At 64.8% G+C, this 20016-nt stretch carries 16 protein-coding genes; 7 read left to right on the top strand and 9 right to left on the bottom strand.

What is annotated here, in order from left to right; all coding sequences use genetic code 11:
- The first annotated feature begins 48 nt into the window (after window positions 1–48).
- Window positions 49–1071, top strand: coding sequence for an NAD(P)-dependent alcohol dehydrogenase (locus CH251_RS23920; protein WP_094615405.1), 1023 nt, complete (start codon window positions 49–51; stop codon window positions 1069–1071).
- Entirely contained in the window at window positions 1068–2543 is a 1476-nt protein-coding gene (locus tag CH251_RS23915) for a mannitol dehydrogenase family protein (protein ID WP_094615404.1), read from the top strand. Before CH251_RS23920 ends, CH251_RS23915 begins: the two co-directional genes overlap by 4 nt.
- On the opposite strand, the gene CH251_RS23910 is transcribed toward CH251_RS23915, so the two are convergent.
- The 5 genes from CH251_RS23910 to CH251_RS23890 all read right to left on the bottom strand — a co-directional run bounded on the left by CH251_RS23910 (window position 2527) and on the right by CH251_RS23890 (window position 8235).
- A complete protein-coding gene (locus tag CH251_RS23910) occupies window positions 2527–3192 on the bottom strand; it encodes a TrkA family potassium uptake protein (RefSeq protein WP_094615403.1) in 666 nt (221 codons plus the stop codon). The two genes, CH251_RS23915 and CH251_RS23910, sit on opposite strands and share 17 nt — an antisense overlap.
- The gene (locus tag CH251_RS23905; RefSeq protein WP_094615448.1) at window positions 3185–4498 is read right to left on the bottom strand and encodes a TrkH family potassium uptake protein; all 1314 of its coding nucleotides are present in this window, start codon (window positions 4496–4498) and stop codon (window positions 3185–3187) included. The genes CH251_RS23910 and CH251_RS23905 overlap by 8 nt, the downstream gene beginning before the upstream one ends.
- Before the next feature lie 165 nt (window positions 4499–4663).
- Entirely contained in the window at window positions 4664–5806 is a 1143-nt protein-coding gene (locus CH251_RS23900) for a mandelate racemase/muconate lactonizing enzyme family protein (protein WP_256979282.1), read from the bottom strand.
- A gap of 129 nt (window positions 5807–5935) precedes the next feature.
- Window positions 5936–6889, bottom strand: a complete 954-nt coding sequence (locus CH251_RS23895; RefSeq protein WP_094615401.1) for a 2-hydroxyacid dehydrogenase — start codon at window positions 6887–6889, stop codon at window positions 5936–5938.
- The gene (locus tag CH251_RS23890) at window positions 6889–8235 is read right to left on the bottom strand and encodes an enolase C-terminal domain-like protein (protein ID WP_094615400.1); all 1347 of its coding nucleotides are present in this window, start codon (window positions 8233–8235) and stop codon (window positions 6889–6891) included. Before CH251_RS23890 ends, CH251_RS23895 begins: the two co-directional genes overlap by 1 nt.
- A 289-nt stretch (window positions 8236–8524) precedes the next feature.
- Here CH251_RS23890 and CH251_RS23885 point away from each other — a divergent pair, with 289 nt between their 5' ends.
- From CH251_RS23885 to CH251_RS23870, 4 genes are all read left to right on the top strand, one after another.
- Complete coding sequence (locus tag CH251_RS23885; RefSeq protein ID WP_094615399.1) at window positions 8525–10123, top strand: aldehyde dehydrogenase (NADP(+)); 1599 nt, start codon at window positions 8525–8527, stop codon at window positions 10121–10123.
- Between the two features lie 31 nt (window positions 10124–10154).
- Window positions 10155–11081, top strand: coding sequence for a 5-dehydro-4-deoxyglucarate dehydratase (locus tag CH251_RS23880; protein WP_094615398.1), 927 nt, complete (start codon window positions 10155–10157; stop codon window positions 11079–11081).
- A complete protein-coding gene (locus tag CH251_RS23875) occupies window positions 11081–12349 on the top strand; it encodes a glucarate dehydratase family protein (protein WP_094615397.1) in 1269 nt (422 codons plus the stop codon). The genes CH251_RS23880 and CH251_RS23875 overlap by 1 nt, the downstream gene beginning before the upstream one ends.
- A 114-nt stretch (window positions 12350–12463) precedes the next feature.
- Entirely contained in the window at window positions 12464–13348 is an 885-nt protein-coding gene (locus CH251_RS23870; protein ID WP_143537816.1) for a GGDEF domain-containing protein, read from the top strand.
- 39 nt (window positions 13349–13387) lie between these two features.
- Here CH251_RS23870 and CH251_RS23865 read toward each other — a convergent pair whose 3' ends face one another.
- From CH251_RS23865 to CH251_RS23850, 4 genes are all read right to left on the bottom strand, one after another.
- Complete coding sequence (locus CH251_RS23865; protein ID WP_094615395.1) at window positions 13388–14056, bottom strand: TetR/AcrR family transcriptional regulator; 669 nt, start codon at window positions 14054–14056, stop codon at window positions 13388–13390.
- On the bottom strand, window positions 14053–14898 hold the full coding sequence (locus CH251_RS23860; RefSeq protein WP_094615394.1) for an SDR family NAD(P)-dependent oxidoreductase: 846 nt from the start codon (window positions 14896–14898) through the stop codon (window positions 14053–14055). Before CH251_RS23860 ends, CH251_RS23865 begins: the two co-directional genes overlap by 4 nt.
- Window positions 14895–16385 carry an NAD(P)/FAD-dependent oxidoreductase gene (locus CH251_RS23855; protein WP_094615393.1) on the bottom strand — a complete coding sequence of 497 codons (1491 nt, stop codon included), beginning with the start codon at window positions 16383–16385 and terminating at the stop codon, window positions 14895–14897. Before CH251_RS23855 ends, CH251_RS23860 begins: the two co-directional genes overlap by 4 nt.
- Window positions 16386–16492: 107 nt before the next feature.
- Complete coding sequence (locus CH251_RS23850) at window positions 16493–17983, bottom strand: SulP family inorganic anion transporter (protein WP_094615392.1); 1491 nt, start codon at window positions 17981–17983, stop codon at window positions 16493–16495.
- Window positions 17984–18239: 256 nt separating this feature from the next.
- Between CH251_RS23850 and CH251_RS23845 the strand changes: the two genes are divergently transcribed.
- Entirely contained in the window at window positions 18240–19949 is a 1710-nt protein-coding gene (locus CH251_RS23845) for a ribonuclease J (protein ID WP_256979278.1), read from the top strand.
- The last annotated feature ends 67 nt before the right edge of the window (window positions 19950–20016 follow it).

Raw genomic sequence — 20016 nt, 5'->3', positions numbered from 1 at the left:
GTGATCTACACAACACCCCCTCGCCACCAGCGACCCGTGCCACAGTCCATGCAGGCCAGCGTCCTGACCGGAGTGCAGGAGATACGACTCGAAGAACGGCCCGTCCCCACGCCCGCGCACGACGAGGTCCTCGTGCAGGTCACGGCAGTCGGGGTCTGTGGTTCCGACGCGCATTACTACCGCGAGGGACACATCGGCGATTACGTCGTCGACGGTCCGCTCGTGCTCGGACACGAAGCGGCGGGCGTCGTCGTTGCCGTGGGCTCCGAGGTCTCCGACACCCGCGTCGGGCAGCGCGTGTCCATCGAGCCACAGCGCCCCGATCCCACGAGCGCACCGTCCCGCGCAGGCCGCTACAACCTGTGCCCGGCCATGGAGTTCTTCGCGACGCCGCCCATCGACGGCGCGCTCGCGGAGTACGTGCTGATCCAATCGACCTTCGCCCACGACGTCCCCGACGACATCTCCGACGAGGCCGCAGCTCTCTTCGAGCCACTGTCGGTCGGCATCGCCTCGGCCCAGAAGGCACGCATCTCCGCGGGCTCGAGCGTGCTCATCGCGGGCGCGGGTCCCGTCGGGCTCGTCACCGCACAGGTCGCGCGCGCATTCGGTGCCACCGAGGTCATCGTCACCGACATCGACGCTTCGCGCCGCGCCAACGCGGAGAGGTTCGGCGCGACGCGCGTACTCGACCCCGCCGCCGAGGACGTGCGCGCACTGACGGTCGACGCTTTCATCGACGCATCCGGTGCGGCCCGAGCCGTGGTCGACGGCATCCACGCCGTACGACCCGCAGGCACGGTCGTCCTCGTCGGCATGGGCGGGTCGGACTACCCGCTGCCGATCTCGCGGATCCAGAACCGAGAACTGCTGCTCACCGGCGTCTTTCGCTACGCCAACACATGGCCGATCGCACGCGCGCTGGTGGCGTCGGGCATGGTGGATCTCGACGCGATGGTGACGGCGAGGTTCGGACTCGATGGCGTCGAGGATGCATTGAACGCCGACAGGCAACCCGGAAGCATCAAAGCCGTAGTGATTCCAGGACTTTCGAAGGAGACCAACGCATGAAGTTGAACTCGCAGAACCTCGCCGACTTCATCGAGGACGTCGCTGTCCCGACGTACGACCGGTCCGAGGTGACGGTGGGCATCGTGCATTTCGGTGTCGGTGGCTTCCATCGAGCGCACCAGGCGATGTACGTCGACCGCCTGCTGCAGCAGGGACAGGCGCTGGACTGGGGAATCTGCGGCGTCGGGGTACTGCCCGGTGACCGACGAATGAACGACGTCATGCACGCACAGGACTGCCTGTACACGTTGGCGCTCAAGCATTCCGACGGCACGTGGGATACCCGTGTCATCGGTTCCATCGTCGAGTATCTCTTCGCGCCGGACGACGCCGAGGCCGTGATCGAGAAGATGGCCGCCGACACGACGAAGATCGTCTCGCTCACCATCACCGAGGGTGGCTACAACTTCTCCGCGACGACGGGCGAGTTCGACGCGGACAATCCCGCAATCGTTGCCGACCTTGCCGACGGCGCTGTTCCCGCAACGACATTCGGTCTCGTCACCGAGGCGTTGGCGCGACGCAAGGACCGCGGCATGGCCCCGTTCACCATCATGTCCTGCGACAACATCGAGGGCAACGGCCATATGGCGCAGTCGACGTTCACGACGTTCGCGCGCCTGAAGGATCCGGCGTTGGCCGACTGGATCCAGGCAGAAGGCGCGTTCCCCAATTCGATGGTCGATCGCATCACGCCGGTCACGACACCGGAAGTGACCGAACAGCTTTCGCTGCGCTATGCCATCGACGATCAGTGGCCCGTCGCGGGCGAGCCGTTCACGCAGTGGGTGCTCGAGGACAACTTCACCCTCGGCCGTCCGCCGCTGGAAGACGTGGGCGTGCAGGTGGTCGAGGACGTCACCCCCTACGAGCTGATGAAGCTGCGGTTGCTCAATGCCAGTCACCAGGCGCTCGCGTACTTCGGTTACCTCAGTGGCTATCGGCTCGTCCACGAGGTGTGCCAGGATTCGCTGTTCTCGGAGTTCCTGCTTGCCTACATGGACGAGGAGGCAACCCCGACGCTGCAGCCGGTCCCCGGCATCGATCTGACCGACTACAAGCGAACGCTGATCGAGCGGTTCTCCAATCCCGAGATCCGCGATACCGTCGCCCGCCTGTGTGCCGAGTCCTCGGACCGAATTCCCAAGTGGCTCTTGCCTGTCATCCGCAAGAACCTCGAGACCGGCGGTGAGATCGCCCGCTCCACCGCAGTGGTGGCCAGCTGGGCTCGCTACGCCGAGGCCGTCGACGAGTCCGGTGAGCCCATCGAAATCGTCGACCAGCTGAAGGACTCACTGGTGCCGATCGCGCAGAGTCAGCGCGAGAATCCAACGGCGTTCATCGCGAACCGCGCGGTGTTCGGGGATCTGATCGACAACGAATGCTTCGTCGCCGAGTACACGAAACAACTGGCGTCTCTGCAGGAGCAGGGCGCGCGAGCGACACTGGAATCACTCAGGTCGACTCACTGAATCGTTCGGCGTCTCGAACCTGACCGGAGACGATGACGGTATCGCCTGCCCCGATCACCGTGTCTGCCGTGGCGTAGGTGAATCCCTCGCCCTGACGCTTGACCGCGACGACGGTGACACGGTGCTTGGTGCGTATTGCGCTTTCGCCCAATTTCTTTCCGATGATGGAGGCGGGCGGAGAGGTTTTGATCATGGCGAAACCGTCGTCGAATTCGATGTAGTCCATCATCCGGCCGCGGACCAGGTGGGCGACACGCTTGCCCATGTCGTGCTCGGGCCTGACCACATGGTGCACGCCGATCTGGGTGAGAATCTTGGCGTGCGCGTTGCTGAGCGCTTTGGCCCAGATGGTCGGCAGCGACAGATTCACCAGTGCCGATGCGGTGAGCAGGCTGGCTTCGAGATTGGACCCGATGCCCACGACGGCACGGTCGTACTCGTGCACCGACAACTGCCGAAGAGACTCCTCGTCGGTGGTATCGGCCACCACAGCGTGAGTCAAACGGTCTGCCACGCGTTGTACAACGGCGTCGTCACTGTCGACGCCGAGGACCTCGACGCCCTGGCCCATCAGTTCCAGTGCCAGGGACTTGCCGAAGCGGCCGAGACCGAGGACGACGACGACATCGGAGGACGGTTTCCTAGCCAATGAACGGCCTTTCCGTGGGGAGCGTGTATCGCCGGCCGCGGTCGCGGGCGGCAAGGGCGCTGACCAGAGTGATGGAACCGATGCGACCCAGGTACATCAGGACGATCAGAATCACCTGACCCCAGCCGGGCAACTGTGCGGTGATTCCGGTGGACAGGCCTACCGTCGCGAACGCCGACACGACCTCGAACAACAGGACGTCGAGGTCGAAGTCCGTGCCGGCCAGGAGTGCCACGACCGGGAGCATGACCAGCGCGACCCCGATCAGCGCGACGGTCAATGCCTGCCGCTGCACTCGCGCGTCGATCCGACGGTCGAACACCGTCACCTCACGATCACCGCGGATCTCGGCCAGGATGACGAACAGCAGCAGGGCGAACGTGGTGACCTTGATGCCACCTGCGGTGCCGCCGCTGCCACCGCCGATGAACATCAGGACGTCGGTGACGAGCAAGGTCGCGTTGTCGACGTCGGCGTAGTCGACACTGTTGAACCCTGCGGTGCGAGGCATGACGCCCTGGAAAGTCGCGACCAGCATCTTGTCCCAGAGCCCGAATTCGCCCAGGGTTCTGGACCACTCGAACAGCAGCACGACCGTCGGGCCGAGAACCAACAGAATTCCGGTGACGGTCAGCGTCAGGCGAGTGTGCAACGACCAACGCTGAGGCGACCGACGCCCCTTGGCGCGAGACCGAACTCGACGGGCGATCTCGAAGAGAACCGGAAATCCGATGCCGCCCAACACCACCGCAATCAACAGTGGGATACAGATCCACGGATCGGTGGCGAACCCGATCATGTTGTCGCTGAACAGGGCGAAGCCGGCGTTGTTGAACGCGGAGACCGCATGGAAGGTCCCCAGCCAGAGGGCGCGACCGAAGGGCTCGTCGTATCCGAGAAAGAAGCGCGCCGCCAGGGCGATCGCGACGACACTCTCGATGATCAGACTGGTACGGAACACCCCGATGACGACGCTTCGAACGTCGCCCAGCCCTGATGTCCGAACTTCTGCTGCGGCATTGAGCCTGCCGCGAAGCCCTATTCGGTCGGCCAGGAACAATCCGACCAGGGACGCGATCGTCATGATCCCGAACCCGCCGATCTGAATCAGGGCGAGGATCGCGCCCTGACCGAAACCCGTCCAGTACACCGGGGTGTCCACCACGATCAGACCCGTCAGGCTGACGGCGGAGGTGGAGGTGAACAACGCCTGCAGAAACCCGGTCTCGCTGCCGGGCACAGTGGCCACCGGTAGCGCCAGCACGCCTGCACCTATCACGATGGCGAGCGCGAATCCCGTGGCCATGACCCGGACCGGGGTGAGCCGGAAGATCGCGGACCAACGCGATGCCTGGTGAGCGTCTGTCACTCGAGAGACAGTACCGGTGGGACGAGCCGCTTCGCGCCATGTGAGTGAAACTTCGTAGCAGGCTACGAATTTCCGCTCACGTGCGCGTCAGCGCTCCACGCGTCAGCGCAGCACTGCCTTCGCGACGGTCCACGCACGACCCTGCTCGCTGAGCGTGAAGCCCAATCCCGGGCGCGCGGACAGATGCATGCGTCCATCTCGTGTCTCGAGGTGTTCGTCGAACAGCGGGTCGAGCCAGTCGAAGTGCTCCACCCAGGTCTGCAGGGGGTACACCGCCGCGAGGTGCAGGTGGATCTCCATCGCGAAGTGCGGTGCCAGTTGCAGGTTGTGGTGCTCGGCCAGCGCCGCCAATTTCAGGAACTGTGTGATGCCCCCGATGCGCGGAGCGTCGGGCTGCAGGATGTCCACCGAACCGGCCTCGATGAGGCGGACGTGCTCGCCGACGCTGGCCAACATCTCTCCGGTGGCGATGGAGGTGTCGAGGCTGCGAGCGAGCTGTGCGTGCCCCTCGGCGTCGTAGGCGTCGAGGGGCTCCTCGATCCAGACGAGATCGAACTGTTCGAGTATGCGGCCCATCCGCTGCGCCGTCGGCCGATCCCATTGCTGGTTGGCGTCGACCATCAGTGGGACGTCGTCGCCGAGAAACTCACGCACCGCAGTGACGCGGGCAATGTCGGTACGCCAATCCGGCTGTCCCACCTTCAGTTTGATACCCCCGATGCCGTTCGCCAGCGACATGGCAGCGTTCTCCATGACCTCCTCGATGGGAGTGTGCAGGAACCCGCCCGAGGTGTTGTACGTCTGCACCGAATCTCGTGACGACCCGATCAGCTTGGCCAGCGGCAACCCGGCGCGCTTGGCTTTGAGATCCCACAGCGCGATGTCGATCGCGGCAATCGCCTGCGTGGCAACGCCGCTGCGGCCCACCGAGGCACCGGCCCACACCAGCTTGGTCCAGATCTTGCCGATGTCGTTAGGATCTTCTCCGATGAGAACCGGGGCGATCTCCTGGGCATGCGCAAACTGGGCGGGTCCGCCCGCGCGCTTGGAATATCCGAAACCGATTCCCTCATGGCCCTGTTCGGTACGAATCTCGGCGAACAGGAAGACCACCTCGGTCATCGCCTTCTGCCTGCCGGTGAGCACCTTGGCGTCGCTGATCGGATTCTTCAGCGGTAGCACGATCGAGGACAGCGTCACCTCGACGATGCGGTCGATGCTCGCCGCCCCGGAGGCCAGCGCCATGATCGCTGCATTCGGGGCAGAGAGTCCGCTGGTCGGTGTGTCGGTGCCGATGGTCATCCGTGACTCCTGAAATCGTCGATTATGTTGCTTCACAGCCTATTTCGACAAGCGATACACGTCCAACACCTTTTACCGGCGCATCGATGCCGCCAACGCATCGATGTTCGACGCGATATCCGCGACGCGGCCCACGAACGTGTGATGCGTGACGCCCGACGAGTGCGGAGTCATCAGCACATTGTCGAGATCGCGAAACGGCAACACGCTCGGCTCTCCCACGCCGTCCGGCCCGGGGTAGCGGTACCAGACATCGATCGCGGCCGCGGCAATCTGTTTGCGCGACAACGCGTCGAACAGCGGCTGTTCCTGCACGAGGGGACCGCGACCGACATTGACGAGTACCCCGCCGGTGCCGAGCCGGCCCAGTTCGTCGGCACCGATCATGCCGCGAGTGTGCTCGTTCAGCGGTGCGGAGACCACCAGTACATCGGCGAAGTCCGCAAGAGTTCCCAGATCGGCTGTATCCGAGACCCATTCGAGGCCATCGGCCGGAACCCGCCCACTCCCGGTGACCGCAGCCCCCACCGCCCCGTAGGCCTGGAACAACTGCCACGTCTGCCTACCGATATGCCCGAAGCCGACGAATCCGATGCGAGCACCGCTCAGCGAGAGCGGTTGGGGGATGCTCGGGTCGTAGACCGACGTGGCGAACACTCCCGAGCGGAGTGCGCGGTCCTGTTGCAGAAACTTCCGGCGCAGCATCACCGTCGACGCCACGACGTACTCGGCGATCGACTGTTCGTGGTGAAAGGTATTGCACACCTGAATATCAGGACCCAATCCGGAGCGGTCGACGTTGTCCGTTCCCGCGCCGGCAACGTGCACCATCCGCAGTTTCGGTGCAGCGGCACCCATGGCCGCACTGAACTTGCCGCCGACGTACACGTCCGCATCGGCAAGCTCCTCGACGACTCGACTCGCGTCGAACGGAACACACCAGACGACCTCGGTGTCGACGGGTAGCCCGGCCTCGAACTGCTCACGATGCGGCAGCACATTTCGATCGCCGACGACGATCTTCATCAGCGGACCAGGGCCGGTCGCTTGCTGTCGAACGTCCATCCCTCGATCAGGTACTGCATGCCGATGGCGTCGTCGCGGGCACCGAGGCCCTCCTTCTGGTACAGCTCGTGCGCCGCGTCGATCCGTTCGAAGTCGAGTTCCACTCCGAGGCCGGGCTTGTCGGGCACGGTGAGGTAACCATCCTCGATGGTGAACGGCTCCTTGGTGACTCGTTGCCCGTCCTGCCAGATCCAGTGAGTGTCGATGGCGGTGATCTTGCCCGGAGCCGCGGCAGCGACATGGGTGAACATGGCCAGCGAGACGTCGAAGTGGTTGTTGGAGTGCGAACCCCACGTCAGTCCCCAGGCGTCGCACAGCTGAGCGACGCGCACCGAACCGGCCATCGTCCAGAAGTGCGGGTCGGCCAGCGGGATGTCCACGGCACCGGATCGGATGGTGTGGCCCATCTCGCGCCAGTCGGTGGCGATCATGTTGGTCGCGGTCTGCAATCCGGTGGCGCGCTTGAACTCCGTCATCACCTCACGTCCGGAGAAGCCGCCCTCGGGCCCGACGGGATCCTCGGCGTAGGCGAGCACATCGCGCAGTCCACGGCAGGTCTCGATCGCATCGGCGAGCAACCAGCCAGCGTTGGGATCCAACGTGATTCGCGCCTGCGGGAACCGCTCGGCCAGGGCACGTACCGCAGCGGCCTCGTCGGCGGCGGGCAGCGCACCGCCCTTGAGTTTGAAATCCTGGAATCCGTAGCGCGCCTGCGCAGCCTCGGCGAGGCGCACGATCGACTCGGGATCCATGGCTTCGTCGTGCCTGATGCGCATCCAGTCGTCGGCTCCGGCGGCCTCGTCGTCCGCACCGCGGTAGGCGAGGTCGGTCTTGTTCCGGTCGGCGACGAAGAACAGGTAGCCCAGAGCCTGCACCTTCTCGCGCTGCTGGCCGTCACCCAACAGTGCTGCGACACTGACACCGAGGTGCTGGCCGAGCAGATCCAACAGTGCCGATTCCACTGCGGTCACCGCGTGGATCGCGACCCGCAGATCGAACGTCTGCGCCCCGCGACCTCCGGAATCACGATCGGCGAAAGCGCGACGCATCGCGGCGAGAATCGCGTTGTAGCGGCCAACTCCCTGGCCCTCGACGAGCACACGCGCATCCTCGAGAGTTTGCCGAATCGCCTCTCCTCCGGGCACTTCGCCGACACCGATGCGCCCGTCCGAGTCGGTGAGCACCACCAGATTGCGAGTGAAGTACGGAGCATGCGCACCGCTGAGATTGAGCAGCATGTCGTCGTGACCCGCGATGGGTACGACGCGCATCTCGCTGACGACGGGGGTGCTGGTGTGGACGCTCATGTCCGACCTTTCCTCACATACTTCCGGTGACTCTGCTCACAGGAAACAGTAGGACTGCAGATCGATGCATGTCCAAGACCATCTACGCATCGACCGATGCAGTAGCGGTATCGGCGACGACAGGCGGTGCTCATCGGGCCTGGCAGTCACATCGATACCGAGACTGAATCAAATGCGACTTTTTTCGACTTGGACATGTATCGATCGGCCTTCTAGCGTGGTGACCTATGAGCCAGATCACGACCTGGCGTCAGCGCACGTACCGCACCACAGCCCTAGGAGTCACCCCATGACAGCGTCGACGATACAGTCCACCAACCTCACCGGCCGGATGATCATCGCCGGCGTCCCGGTCTTCGGTGCCGGCACGCAGATTCACGGAATCGACCCCAGCACCGGCGAGCAGCTCGAACCCGCCTACGGACACGGAGACAACGCCGACGTCGAGAGGGCCTGTGCCGCAGCGGCCGAGGCGTTCGCCGACTACCGCGCCACCTCGTCCGAAACCCGAGCTCAGTTCCTCGAGACCATCGCCGACAACATCGCCGCTCTCGGCGACACTCTGATCGAGCGCACCGTCGCCGAGTCGGGACTGCCGTTGGCCCGCATCACCGGCGAGGTCGGCCGCACCACCGGACAGCTGCGCCTGTTCGCTTCTGTTCTGCGCGAGGGTAGTTGGAACGGTGCCCGCATCGACCCGGCACAGCCCGAGCGCACGCCACTGCCCCGCGCCGACATCCGCCAGCGGCAGATTCCGTTGGGCCCGGTTGCAGTGTTCGGAGCCAGCAACTTCCCGCTCGCCTTCTCCGTCGCCGGCGGCGACACCGCTTCTGCCCTCGCGGCCGGATGCCCCGTGGTGGTCAAGGCACACGATGCCCATCCGGGAACGTCCGAGCTGGTCGCTCGAGCGATCGCCGACGCGGTGTCCTCCACCGGAATGCCCTCGGGCACATTCTCACTTCTGTTCGGTTCCGGCCGCGGACTCGGTACCGCCCTCGTGACCGACCCTCGCATCAAGGCCGTCGGCTTCACCGGATCACGTTCGGGTGGAACGGCTCTCGTCGCTGCGGCAGCCGGTCGTCGTGAGCCGATCCCGGTGTACGCGGAGATGAGCTCCATCAACCCCGTGTTCGTGATGGACGGCGCACTCGCCTCCCGCGGGGCCGATCTCGGTCGCGCCTTCGTGGCATCACTGACGATGGGCTCGGGCCAGTTCTGCACCAACCCCGGTCTCGTGATCGCTGTCGACGGCCCGGGCCTGCAGTCCTTCACCGAGGCGGCCACCGCCGCCGTACAGCAGTCCTCGCCCACCACGATGCTGACCCCGAACATCGCGTCGAGCTACGCCGAGGGTGTCGCCACGCTGTCCGACTCGGTCACCGAGATCGCCCGCGGTACCGAAACGGACGCTCCGAATGCCTGCCGCGCAGCATTGTTCGATACCGATGCCGATACGTTCCTCACCTCCGAGGCAGCGCAGGCCGAGGTGTTCGGTGCCTCGAGTCTCATCGTTCGCTGCACCGACCCTCAGCAGGTTCGTGACGTCGCCGCGCTGCTCGAAGGCCAGTTGACCGCCACCGTCCACGCCGACGAGTCCGATCACGCCGAGGCAGGCAAGCTCCTCTCGGTTCTCGAACTCAAGGCCGGGCGCATCCTGTTCGACGGATGGCCCACCGGCGTCGAGGTCGGACACGCGATGGTGCACGGCGGCCCCTTCCCCGCTACGTCCAATTCCCGCACGACATCGGTCGGATCGCTCGCCATCGAACGCTTCCTGCGTCCTGTTTCCTACCAGGACGTGCCGACTTCCCTGCTGCCCAGCGCAATTGCCGACGGTAATCCCGACGGGATCTTCCGCCGCATCGACGGCCAGCTCACCCAAGACTGACACACCCCACCCAATTCTCGAGGAGACCACCATGCTCGACGGAGTCCTGTTCTTCCCCGTCACCCCGTTCACCGCCTCCGGCGAGGTCGATTACGACCTGCTGGCCGCGCATATCGCGAAGGGTGTCGACGCCGGACCCGGTGGAGTGTTCATCGCCTGCGGCACCGGCGAATTCCACGCCCTCGAAACCGAGGAGTTCGGCAAGATCGTGCGCACCGCAGTCGACGTCGTCGCGGGCCGCGTGCCGGTGTACGCCGGCGCAGGCGGATCCGTCGCCCAGGCAAAGGCATTCGCGGCGAGCGCGAAGTCGAACGGCGCCGACGGCATCCTGCTGTTGCCGCCCTACCTGGTGACGATGCCGCAGGCCGGTCTGGTCAACTACACCAAGGCCGTTGCCGGTGCATCGGATCTGCCGTTGATCGTCTACAACCGCGGCAACGCCCGCTTCACCGAGGACTCGGCCGTCGAGGTGGCACAGCTGCCCACCGTCGTCGGATTCAAGGACGGCACAGGAGATCTCGACCAGGTCGGCCGCATCGTCCGCGCGGTGCTGGACGCCCTGGAACCGTCGGGCAAGTCCTTCCAGTTCTTCAACGGTCTGCCCACCGCGGAGGTCTCGCAGCAGGCCTACCGCGCGATCGGTGTCACGCTGTACTCGTCCGCGACGTTCGCCTTCGCACCCGAGCTGGCCCTGGCGTTCTACCGTTCGCTCGACAGCGGCAACGACAAGCTCACTGCCGCCTTGCTTCGCGAGTTCTTCCACCCGCTGGTTCGTCTGCGCGACAGGGTTCCCGGCTACGCCGTCTCGCTCATCAAGGCGGGCGTGACGATGGAAGGGATCGAGGCAGGCCCCGTGCGTCCGCCGCTGGTGGACATCAGTGCGCCGCACCTCGAGGAACTGACCGCGATCGTCGCCGCCGGCCGGGCCGTGTTGGCCGACGAGCTCGCGGTGCACTGATGCAGGATCCGGTCCTGATCACCGGCGCTCGAATCACCCCGATCGCCTTCGTCGACCCGCCGTTGCTCAACACGGTCGGCGTGCATCAGCCCTACGCACTGCGCGCGATCATCCAGCTCGACACCGATGCAGGTGTCGTCGGACTCGGTGAGACCTACGCCGATACTGCGCATCTCGCGCGACTCGACGCGGCAGCCCAGGCCATCACCGGCCTGGATGTGTTCGCACTCAACGCCATTCGAGATGCTGTCGACACCGTGCTTGGGACGCTGTCGATCACCGGCGGAGACGGCGTCGCCGGAATGATCACCACGGCCAGTACGACCGATCGTGTGTTCTCGCCGTTCGAGATCGCCTGCCTGGATGTTCAGGGCAAGGTGCTGGGGCGACCGGTGTCGGATCTGCTCGGCGGCAAGGTTCGCGATTCGGTTCCGTTCAGTGCGTACCTGTTCTACAAGTGGGCAGCGCATCCCGGCGGACGACCGGATTCTTGGGGTGAGGCAGTCGACCCGGCCGGTCTGGTGCGGCAAGCGCGAAAGATGATCGACGAGTACGGCTTCGAGGCCATCAAGGTCAAGGGTGGTGTCTTTCCTCCCGACGAGGAGATAGCCGGAATCAAAGCGCTCCGGGAAGCATTCCCCGAGCTGCCGCTTCGGCTCGACCCCAACGCGGCATGGACGGTCGACACGTCCATCCGCGTCGCCGCCGAGCTCGACGGCATCGTGGAGTACCTGGAAGACCCCACTCCGGGTCTCGACGGTATGGCAGAAGTCGCGCGGGAGGCGAAGATGCCACTGGCGACCAACATGTGCGTCGTCGCGTTCGATCACCTGAAGCCTGCCGTGGTGAAGGACTCGGTTCAGGTGGTGCTGTCCGACCACCACTACTGGGGAGGTCTGCAGCGCTCGAGGCTGCTCGCCGGAATCTGCGAGACCTTCGAGATGGGCCTGTCGATGCACTCGAACAGCCACCTCGGCATCAGCCTGGCCGCCATGGTGCACCTCGCTGCGGCAACACCCAACCTCACCTACGCCTGCGACACTCACTGGCCGTGGAAGAGCGAGGACGTCGTCGTACCCGGGGTGTTGAATTTCGTGGACGGCGCGGTAGCCGTTCCCACCGGGCCCGGTCTGGGGATCGAGATCGACGAGGACGCCCTGGCGGCCTTGCATCAGCAGTACCTCGACTGCGGAATCCGGGACCGCGACGACACCGGATACATGCAGAGCATCGACCCGAGCTTCGAGAACACATGCCCACGCTGGTAGCGGGATAAGCTCGCCGACAGGTCGTGGGGATCTGTGCGAGAGGTTCGTCGTGTGAACAGCGGTTGGCAATATTCTCCTGCGCCGGTCGCCCGAACGTCCGGGGTCAACTGCCTCGTGAGCGGTTTGGTGGGCGTCGTCACTGTCGTCGGGGCGTCGCCCCGGGCGGCAACGGTGTTGCTCGTTCTGGCGGTGGCGTGGTGCGCGCTGGGCATCTACATGCTCGCGGCAGCACCGGTTCTCTCTCGTCGCCTCTACCTGGCGATGCACCTGTCCGGTCTGACGAGCATCGCTCTCGTCTGTACCGCGGCGGGCGGACAGATACCGGCCATGTCGGGCATCTTTCTCCAGATACTCCTGGTGACGCCCGCATTCATCGTGCTCCCCAACCGAATCGCCTGGCGGACGACGGTTCTCAACGCCGTGTACGTCGCGTATCTGGGTGCCGTCGTGGGCGATGTCCATCCCGTGCTGGTGATCAACGCCCAGCTCGTGCTTTTCGCCATCGCGATCTCGGCGGCCTGGGTCCAAAGCGTGGCGTCGACCTCCGAGATCGACCATCTCACCCAACTCGCGAACCTACGACGCCTCACCCGCGAGTTGGACGCTCGTCCGGGAACGGTGGCGAGCGGGAAGATCGACGCCATCGCAGTGGTGGACATCGATCGCTTCAAGGTGATCAACGACGACCACGGTCATGCGGCCGGTGATCGCGCACTCGAGATCGTCTCGTCCGCATTGCGTACCTGCCTGCCCCAGCAGTATCTGCTGAGCCGCTCGGGCGGCGACGAATTCACGGTGCTGTGTACGACGGGCTCGGCCGTCGAACTGCGCGACTCCGTCGATCGCGTCCGGCAACAACTGCCTGCGGACCTGACGATATCGGTGGGTGTGGCGGGCAGGCAGGGCGGCGAATCGGCGCGTACCACCCTCGAGCGCGCCGACCGCGCTCTGTACGCGTCGAAGAGACTCGGCCGAAACCGCACGACCGTCCACGAGTAGGTCGGCGCGAGACGCCGACCTCGCGGAACAGCACACCGCTCAGAACTGTCGTTCGGCAGGACTTTCGTTCGTCAACGGCGCAACGATGTTGGCGAGCATGGTCGCGATGGTGGCGACGACGATGCGTCGTTCGGCGGTGTAGCCACTCTGATACCAGGTCATGGCGGTATGGCTGATTCCGCCGATCGCGGCGGTGGCGAGCAGGTCGACATCCAGATCGGGTCCCGACGGTACGTCGCCGGCGAACGTGCGGAGGTAGCCCAGCAAGAGCGTCCCGAATTGCTGCATCACCGTCAGGTACGTCTGCTCCACACGAGGGCTGACACCGAGCACCTCCATCCATACCACTCGGGCCAGGTGCGGGTCCTCGACGACTCGGAAGAAGGGATCGAGCAACTGCGCGGCGGCGGCCCTGACGTCACCGTCGGAATTCATCTCCGCCACCGTTTCGGACACCGAGTTCGTCAGGTGTGCAATGCATTCGGCGTAGACGGCGAGCAGGAGATCCTCGGTCTTGTCGAAGTACTGATAGAAGTGCCGGTCGGCGATCTTGGCCTCGCGACACAATCCGCGAACGGTGGCGGCTCGGTACCCGACGCTGCCGAACACCCGCAGTCCCGCGTCGAGCAATTGCCTGCGGCGGCGGTCGTCGCGATCAGCGGCACTCTCACCGCCGTACGCCCGACCCGAGGTCTCGACTTCACTCATGGGTGCCGAGCGTCGAGTTCTGCTGTCAGGCGGATCAATTCGGCGTCGCGTTCCATCTTGGCGTCCAGGATCGGGTTGACGATGCCGCGCAGTATCGAGATCGGAATCCACCGGCCGGGTACGGCGATGCGCGGAGCTCTGCGTCCGATCCCTCGAACGGCCACACGGGCGAGCTTGTCCGGTGTGATCGGGCGAAGCAGCGGTCCTGGGAATGCGCGCGCGATCATGGCCGTCGCGACGGAGTCGCCGCCGAACGCGACCTCGGCGATCGGCGTTGCCACCCACCCCGGATACAGCACTCCCGCTGTCGCTTTCGTGCCCGCCAGCTCCGAGCGCAACGCCCGACCGAGCTGTTCGACGGCCGCCTTCGATGCCGCGTACGGCGCGTTCGCCAGGCCGTTGAGGTACGCATACGTAGACGAGGTGATCAATACATAGCCGCCGGATTCGACGATGTGCGGAAGGGCGGCGCGCACCGTGTTCCACACCCCGACGAGGTTGACGCCGATGACCCGCTCGAAGACACCGTCCTCGATGGACCGGATGGTCGATGCCTGTGCACCGCTGGAGATTCCGGCGTTGGCCATCACGATGTCGAGCGTGCCGAAGGTCTCGATCGCAGTGGCGACGGCCGCGTCGAGTTGCTCCCGCACCGTGACGTCGGCGTAGGCGATCGCCACGCGCTGGTTGCCCAGTTTCGCCGCCACGGACTCGAGGTCGGTCGATCTCATGTCGACGAGGACGACCGACGCACCGCGTCGATGCAGCGCCGACGCGACGGCGGAACCGATACCGCCTGCCGCGCCGGTGATGAGCGCTACCTGGCCCGAATGATCCTTCATGCCGACACCTCGTCCTTCGCGGTCGCCTCGGTGGGCGAGAAGTGGATGTGGTGTTCCTGCGGTCGAAATCGCCTGGCCCACCGGCGGAACGTGAAGCTGAAGCCGGGGAACATGGCCACCACGTGCCCGGATTTCGACTGGTACCAGCTGTGGCAGCCGCCGTCCTTCCAGACGGTGCCCTCCATCTCGCGGTGAATCTTGTCGGTGTAGGCCTGTTCGGCATCTGCAGTGACCTCGATCGCCAGTGCCCCGCTCTGTCGAACGGCGTCGACGGCCCGCACGATGTACTCCATCTGCGCCTCGATGAGGAAGATCGCAGAGGTGTGCCCGATTCCGGTGTTGGGCCCGGTGACGACGAAGAGGTTGGGGAACCCGGGAATCGTGGTGCCGAGGTACGCGCGCGGGTACGGATCCCAGACGTCGGACAAGGCGCGGCCGTCTCGGCCGATCACCGGGTACGAGATGACGCCGTCGGTGGCGTCGTATCCGGTGGACCACACCAGGAGATCGACGTCGACGTGCTCGCCCGTGGTGGTGACGATTCCGGTTTCGGTGATCTCGGCAATACCGTCGTTCCTGTCGTGCAGGGTGACGTTCGATTGCCCCAGCGCCGGATACAGCGTGTTGGACAGCAGCACTCGCTTACAGCCGATGGTGAAGTCCGGGGTGACCTTCGCTCGAAGCTCCGTATCCGGAACCTGAGACTCGATGTGTTTCAGAGCAGTTCGCTGTGCTACGGCTTTGAGCATTCGACGCGAGTACTTGAACCCGATGATGCGGGTCTCGAGGGTCCAGTAGATGCCGGCGCGAACCGCCCTTCGAATCGGTTCCATACGCAGCAGCTTTCGCTGGAGCGCCGTGAATTCACGATCGTGGCGCGGCATCACCCAGTGCGGGGTGCGCTGAAAGACGTGCAGATGCTCCACGTCGGGTTGGATCGCGGGGATCACCTGTGCGGCGCTGGCACCGCTGCCGACGATCGCCACCCGCTTACCGGCGTGGTCGTATTCGGTGTCCCAGTCGTTGGTGTGAAACTGTCTGCCGCGAAACGTGTCTCGGCCCGGAAACGGCGGAATCACCGGCGTGCTGAGCGGACCCGATGCGTTCACGACGAACGTGGCCGCGTAGTCGCCGCGCGAGGTGGAGATCGCCCAGTGATCGCCTGCCCATTCGATCTTCTGGACGTCGGTGTCGACACGGGTACGAGCCGGCAGACCGTTCGATTCGAGCACGTGGTCGGTGTACCGCTCGAGTTCCTCGCGTTCGGCGAACATGCGCGACCACTCGAACGGTTCGGACGCGATCGAGTACAGCGGGCTCTGCACGTCGACGGCTGCGCCCGGATACCGGTTCTGCTTCCACGTGCCGCCGAGGAAGGGACGCCTCTCGAGGATGACGAAGTCGTCGATCCCACGGTCGAGCAGAGCTTTGGCTGCGCATTGGCCACCGAAGCCGCTGCCGATGATGACCACTTTGTGCGTATGCATCCTCAAAGGACCCTTCCCACGAGCGCGGCATCCGATGACGCGCGTCATCACTTTAAAGTGATGACGCGCGATTCCGCAATGGTTTCGGGGCAATCGGCGAGCGCTCGTCAGTGACCGCCCGACAGCCGGCCGGTCAGCCGCACATGTCGCTGCGCAGAGGACGCGTCGAGACCCACGATCTCGGCATGCTTGCCCTTAGCCTCGTACTTCGTGGTGATGGCATCGAGCGTGGCGACGGTGGACGCGTCCCAGATGTGGGCACCACTGAGATCGATGACGACGTTCTTCGGATCTCCCGTGTAGTCGAACCGATGGACCAGATCGTTGCTCGACGCGAAGAACAGCTCCCCCCTCACTGCGTAGACGCGGGTGTCCTCGTCGGGATGCGCTACGTCGACCACCTCGGTCAGGTGTGCAACCCGCCGCGCGAACAGCACCATCGCGGTAGACACTCCGACGAGCACGCCGTATGCGAGGTTGTGGGTGGCGACGGTGACCACAACGGTTGCCAGCATGACTGCCGTTTCGCTCTTGGGCATGCGCCGCAACGTCTTCGGGCTGATGCTGTGCCAATCCATCGTGCCGATCGCAACCATGATCATGACGGCGGCGAGTGCGGCCATCGGGATCAGCGCCACGACGTCGCCCAGTCCGACCACGAGTATCAACAAGAACACCCCGGCCAGGAACGTGGAGATGCGAGTCCGGGCACCCGAGGTCTCGACGTTGATCATCGTCTGGCCGACCATCGCGCACCCACCCATGCCACCGAAGAATCCGGTGATGACGTTCGCTGCGCCCTGACCCCAACTCTCCCGGGTCTTGTTCGAGTGACTGTCGGTGACGTCGTCGACGAGTTTTGCCGTCAGCAGCGATTCGAGCAATCCGACGATGGCCATGGCGAGGGCGTACGGAGCGATGATGCTCAGCGTCTCGAGGTTCAGCGGGACGTCGGGGATCAGCAGCGCGGGCAGGCTCGACGGCAGTTCGCCCTCATCGCCGACGTCGGGGACGTTCAGCGTGAACACCACGACGGCGACGGTCAGCAGCACGATGGCGACGAGCGGTGCGGGCACGAGCGACGTGATCCTGGGTAGCAAGAACATGATCAGCAGACCGACGGCCACCAGCGGGTAGACCAGCCATGGCACACCTATCAGAGCAGGAAATTGCGAGGTGAATATCAGAATGGCCAGTGCATCGACGAAGCCGACCATGACGCTGCGAGGGATGAAGCGCATCAACTCGGCAACCCCGAGGACCCCGAAAATCACTTGGAGAACGCCGGCGAGGATGACGGTGGCGATGAAGTAGTCGAGACCGTATTGCTTGGCCACCGGGGCGATGACCAGGGCGATGGCACCGGTGGCCGCGGAGATCATCGCAGGGCGACCACCGAGGAACGCAATCGACACCGCCATCGTGAAGGACGCGAACAGGCCCACTCGCGGATCGACGCCGGCAATGATCGAGAAGGCGATGGCCTCGGGAATCAGCGCCAACGCGACGACGAGGCCGGCCAGAACCTCGGTCTTCAGCATCCGTGGGGACCGCAGGGCACCCATGACGGTCGGAATCCGCTCGGCGGAGTCGGTCATATCTCTCCATTCGTGATCGATGGACCGCACGTGCCGACGAACGGCCGCTCTCGTCCATGGGGTGGGCACATCGCTGCGCCCGAAGGCTTTGTTCGTGGAGCCCGATGGGCATCTCACGCGTCCCGCACATATCGGGTGGGGGAGGAACAGTCCGGAAACTGATCCCTACTCTTACGCAATAGTAGAGTTGACGCAAATCAACGGTCTTCGGACCGGGGTCGACACCAGGTCGGAGGCCCCCCGTAGCGTAAGAGGCATGTCGAGATCACCACGCAACCGCAGATCCCCCGCCGCATCGAGAAAGCGATCCTCTTCCGCGCTTTCGGCCGGGCACCTTCGCGTGATCGCGACCGGCGGTCTCGGTGAGATCGGCCGGAACATGACCGTGTTCGAGTTCGACGGAAAACTGCTCATCGTCGACTGCGGCGTGCTCTTCCCCGAGGAACATCAGCCCGGTGTCGACGTCATCCTCCCCGACTGGAGTTGCATCCGGGATCGTCTCGACGACGTCGTCGCGATCGTCCTCACCCACGGACACGAGGACCACATCGGTGGCGTGCCGTACCTGCTGCGCGAACGCGGCGACATTCCCGTCATCTCGTCGCGGCTGACACTGCACTTCCTGGCTGCCAAATTCGAAGAGTTCAAGGTCTCGACAAAGCTGATCGAGGTCGAGGCGGGGCAGACCCGTCAGGAAGGCCCGTTCGAGCTCGAGTTCATTGCCGTCAACCACTCGATTCCCGACGGTCTGGCCATCGCCATTCGCACCGACGCCGGACTTGTGCTGCACACCGGCGATTTCAAGATGGACCAGTTCCCGCTCGATGGGCGGATCACCGACCTCCGCAGCTTCGCACGCCTCGGCGAGGAAGGGCTCGATCTACTCCTGGTCGACTCGACCAATGCCGAAGTTCCCGGGTTCATGGTCTCCGAACGCGATCTGGTCCCGGCCATCGAGAAGGTGTTCCGCGAAACCACGGGACGCGTGATCGTCTCGAGCTTCGCCAGTCACGTACACCGCATCCAGCAGGTCCTCGACGCCGCGCACGCGCAGGGCCGCAAGGTTGCCTTCGTCGGGCGATCGATGGTGCGCAACATGAAGATTGCGACCGATCTGAATTACCTCGATGTGCCCGACGGGCTCGTGGTCGATCTGCCGAAGCTCAACCGACTTCCGGCGAACAAGATCACCTTGATCTGCACCGGATCGCAGGGCGAGCCGCTGGCCGCGCTGTCGCGGATGGCGTCGGGTGAGCATCAGATCAAGGTCGGTGACGGCGACACCGTGCTGATGGCCAGCAGCCTGATCCCCGGAAACGAGAACGCGATCTACCGCGTCATCAACGGTCTCGTCGACAAGGGTGCGCGCGTGGTGCACAAGGGAAATGCCAAGGTGCACGTCTCGGGCCACGCCAGCGCGGGCGAGTTGGTCTACTGCTACAACATCCTCGAACCTGCGAATGTGCTTCCCGTACACGGTGAGTCGCGGCACCTGCGCGCCAATGCCGATCTCGCGATCAGAACCGGCGTCCCTCGCGATCGCGTCCTGATCGCCGAGAACGGAAGCGTCATCGACCTGTTCGACGGCGTCGCACAGATCACCGGCTCCGTACCCATCGAGCTGATCTATGTCGACGGCAGTGCCGTCGGCGGCGTGACGGAGGATTCGCTGGCCGAACGGCGCCTGCTCGCGAACGAGGGCGTCCTGACCGTCATCGCGATCGTGGACCCCGACACCGGACTGCTCGTCGACGACGTCGACTTCATCGGGCGCGGATTCGCGCACGAGGCCAACGCTTTCGACTCACTGGCCAAGGCGATCGGCAAGACCCTCACCCGCGAGAGCGACGTGAAGGTCGCCTCCCGCGAGAACATCGAAAAGCGCATCGTGCAGGAATCGGCCCGGTGGGCCAAGCAGACCCTGGGCCGTCAGCCCCTCATCGTTCCGGTTGTCGTCGACGGCTAGAGCATGTCTTCTCAGCGGCGAGGTCGGTGACCACAAGAAGCCGCGCGTAGAACGGTTCCGGGTCGCC

The sequence above is a fragment of the Rhodococcus sp. 06-462-5 genome (genome assembly GCF_002258315.1).
GTDB lineage: Bacteria > Actinomycetota > Actinomycetes > Mycobacteriales > Mycobacteriaceae > Rhodococcoides.
This window is presented reverse-complemented; position numbering and strand designations above follow the sequence as displayed.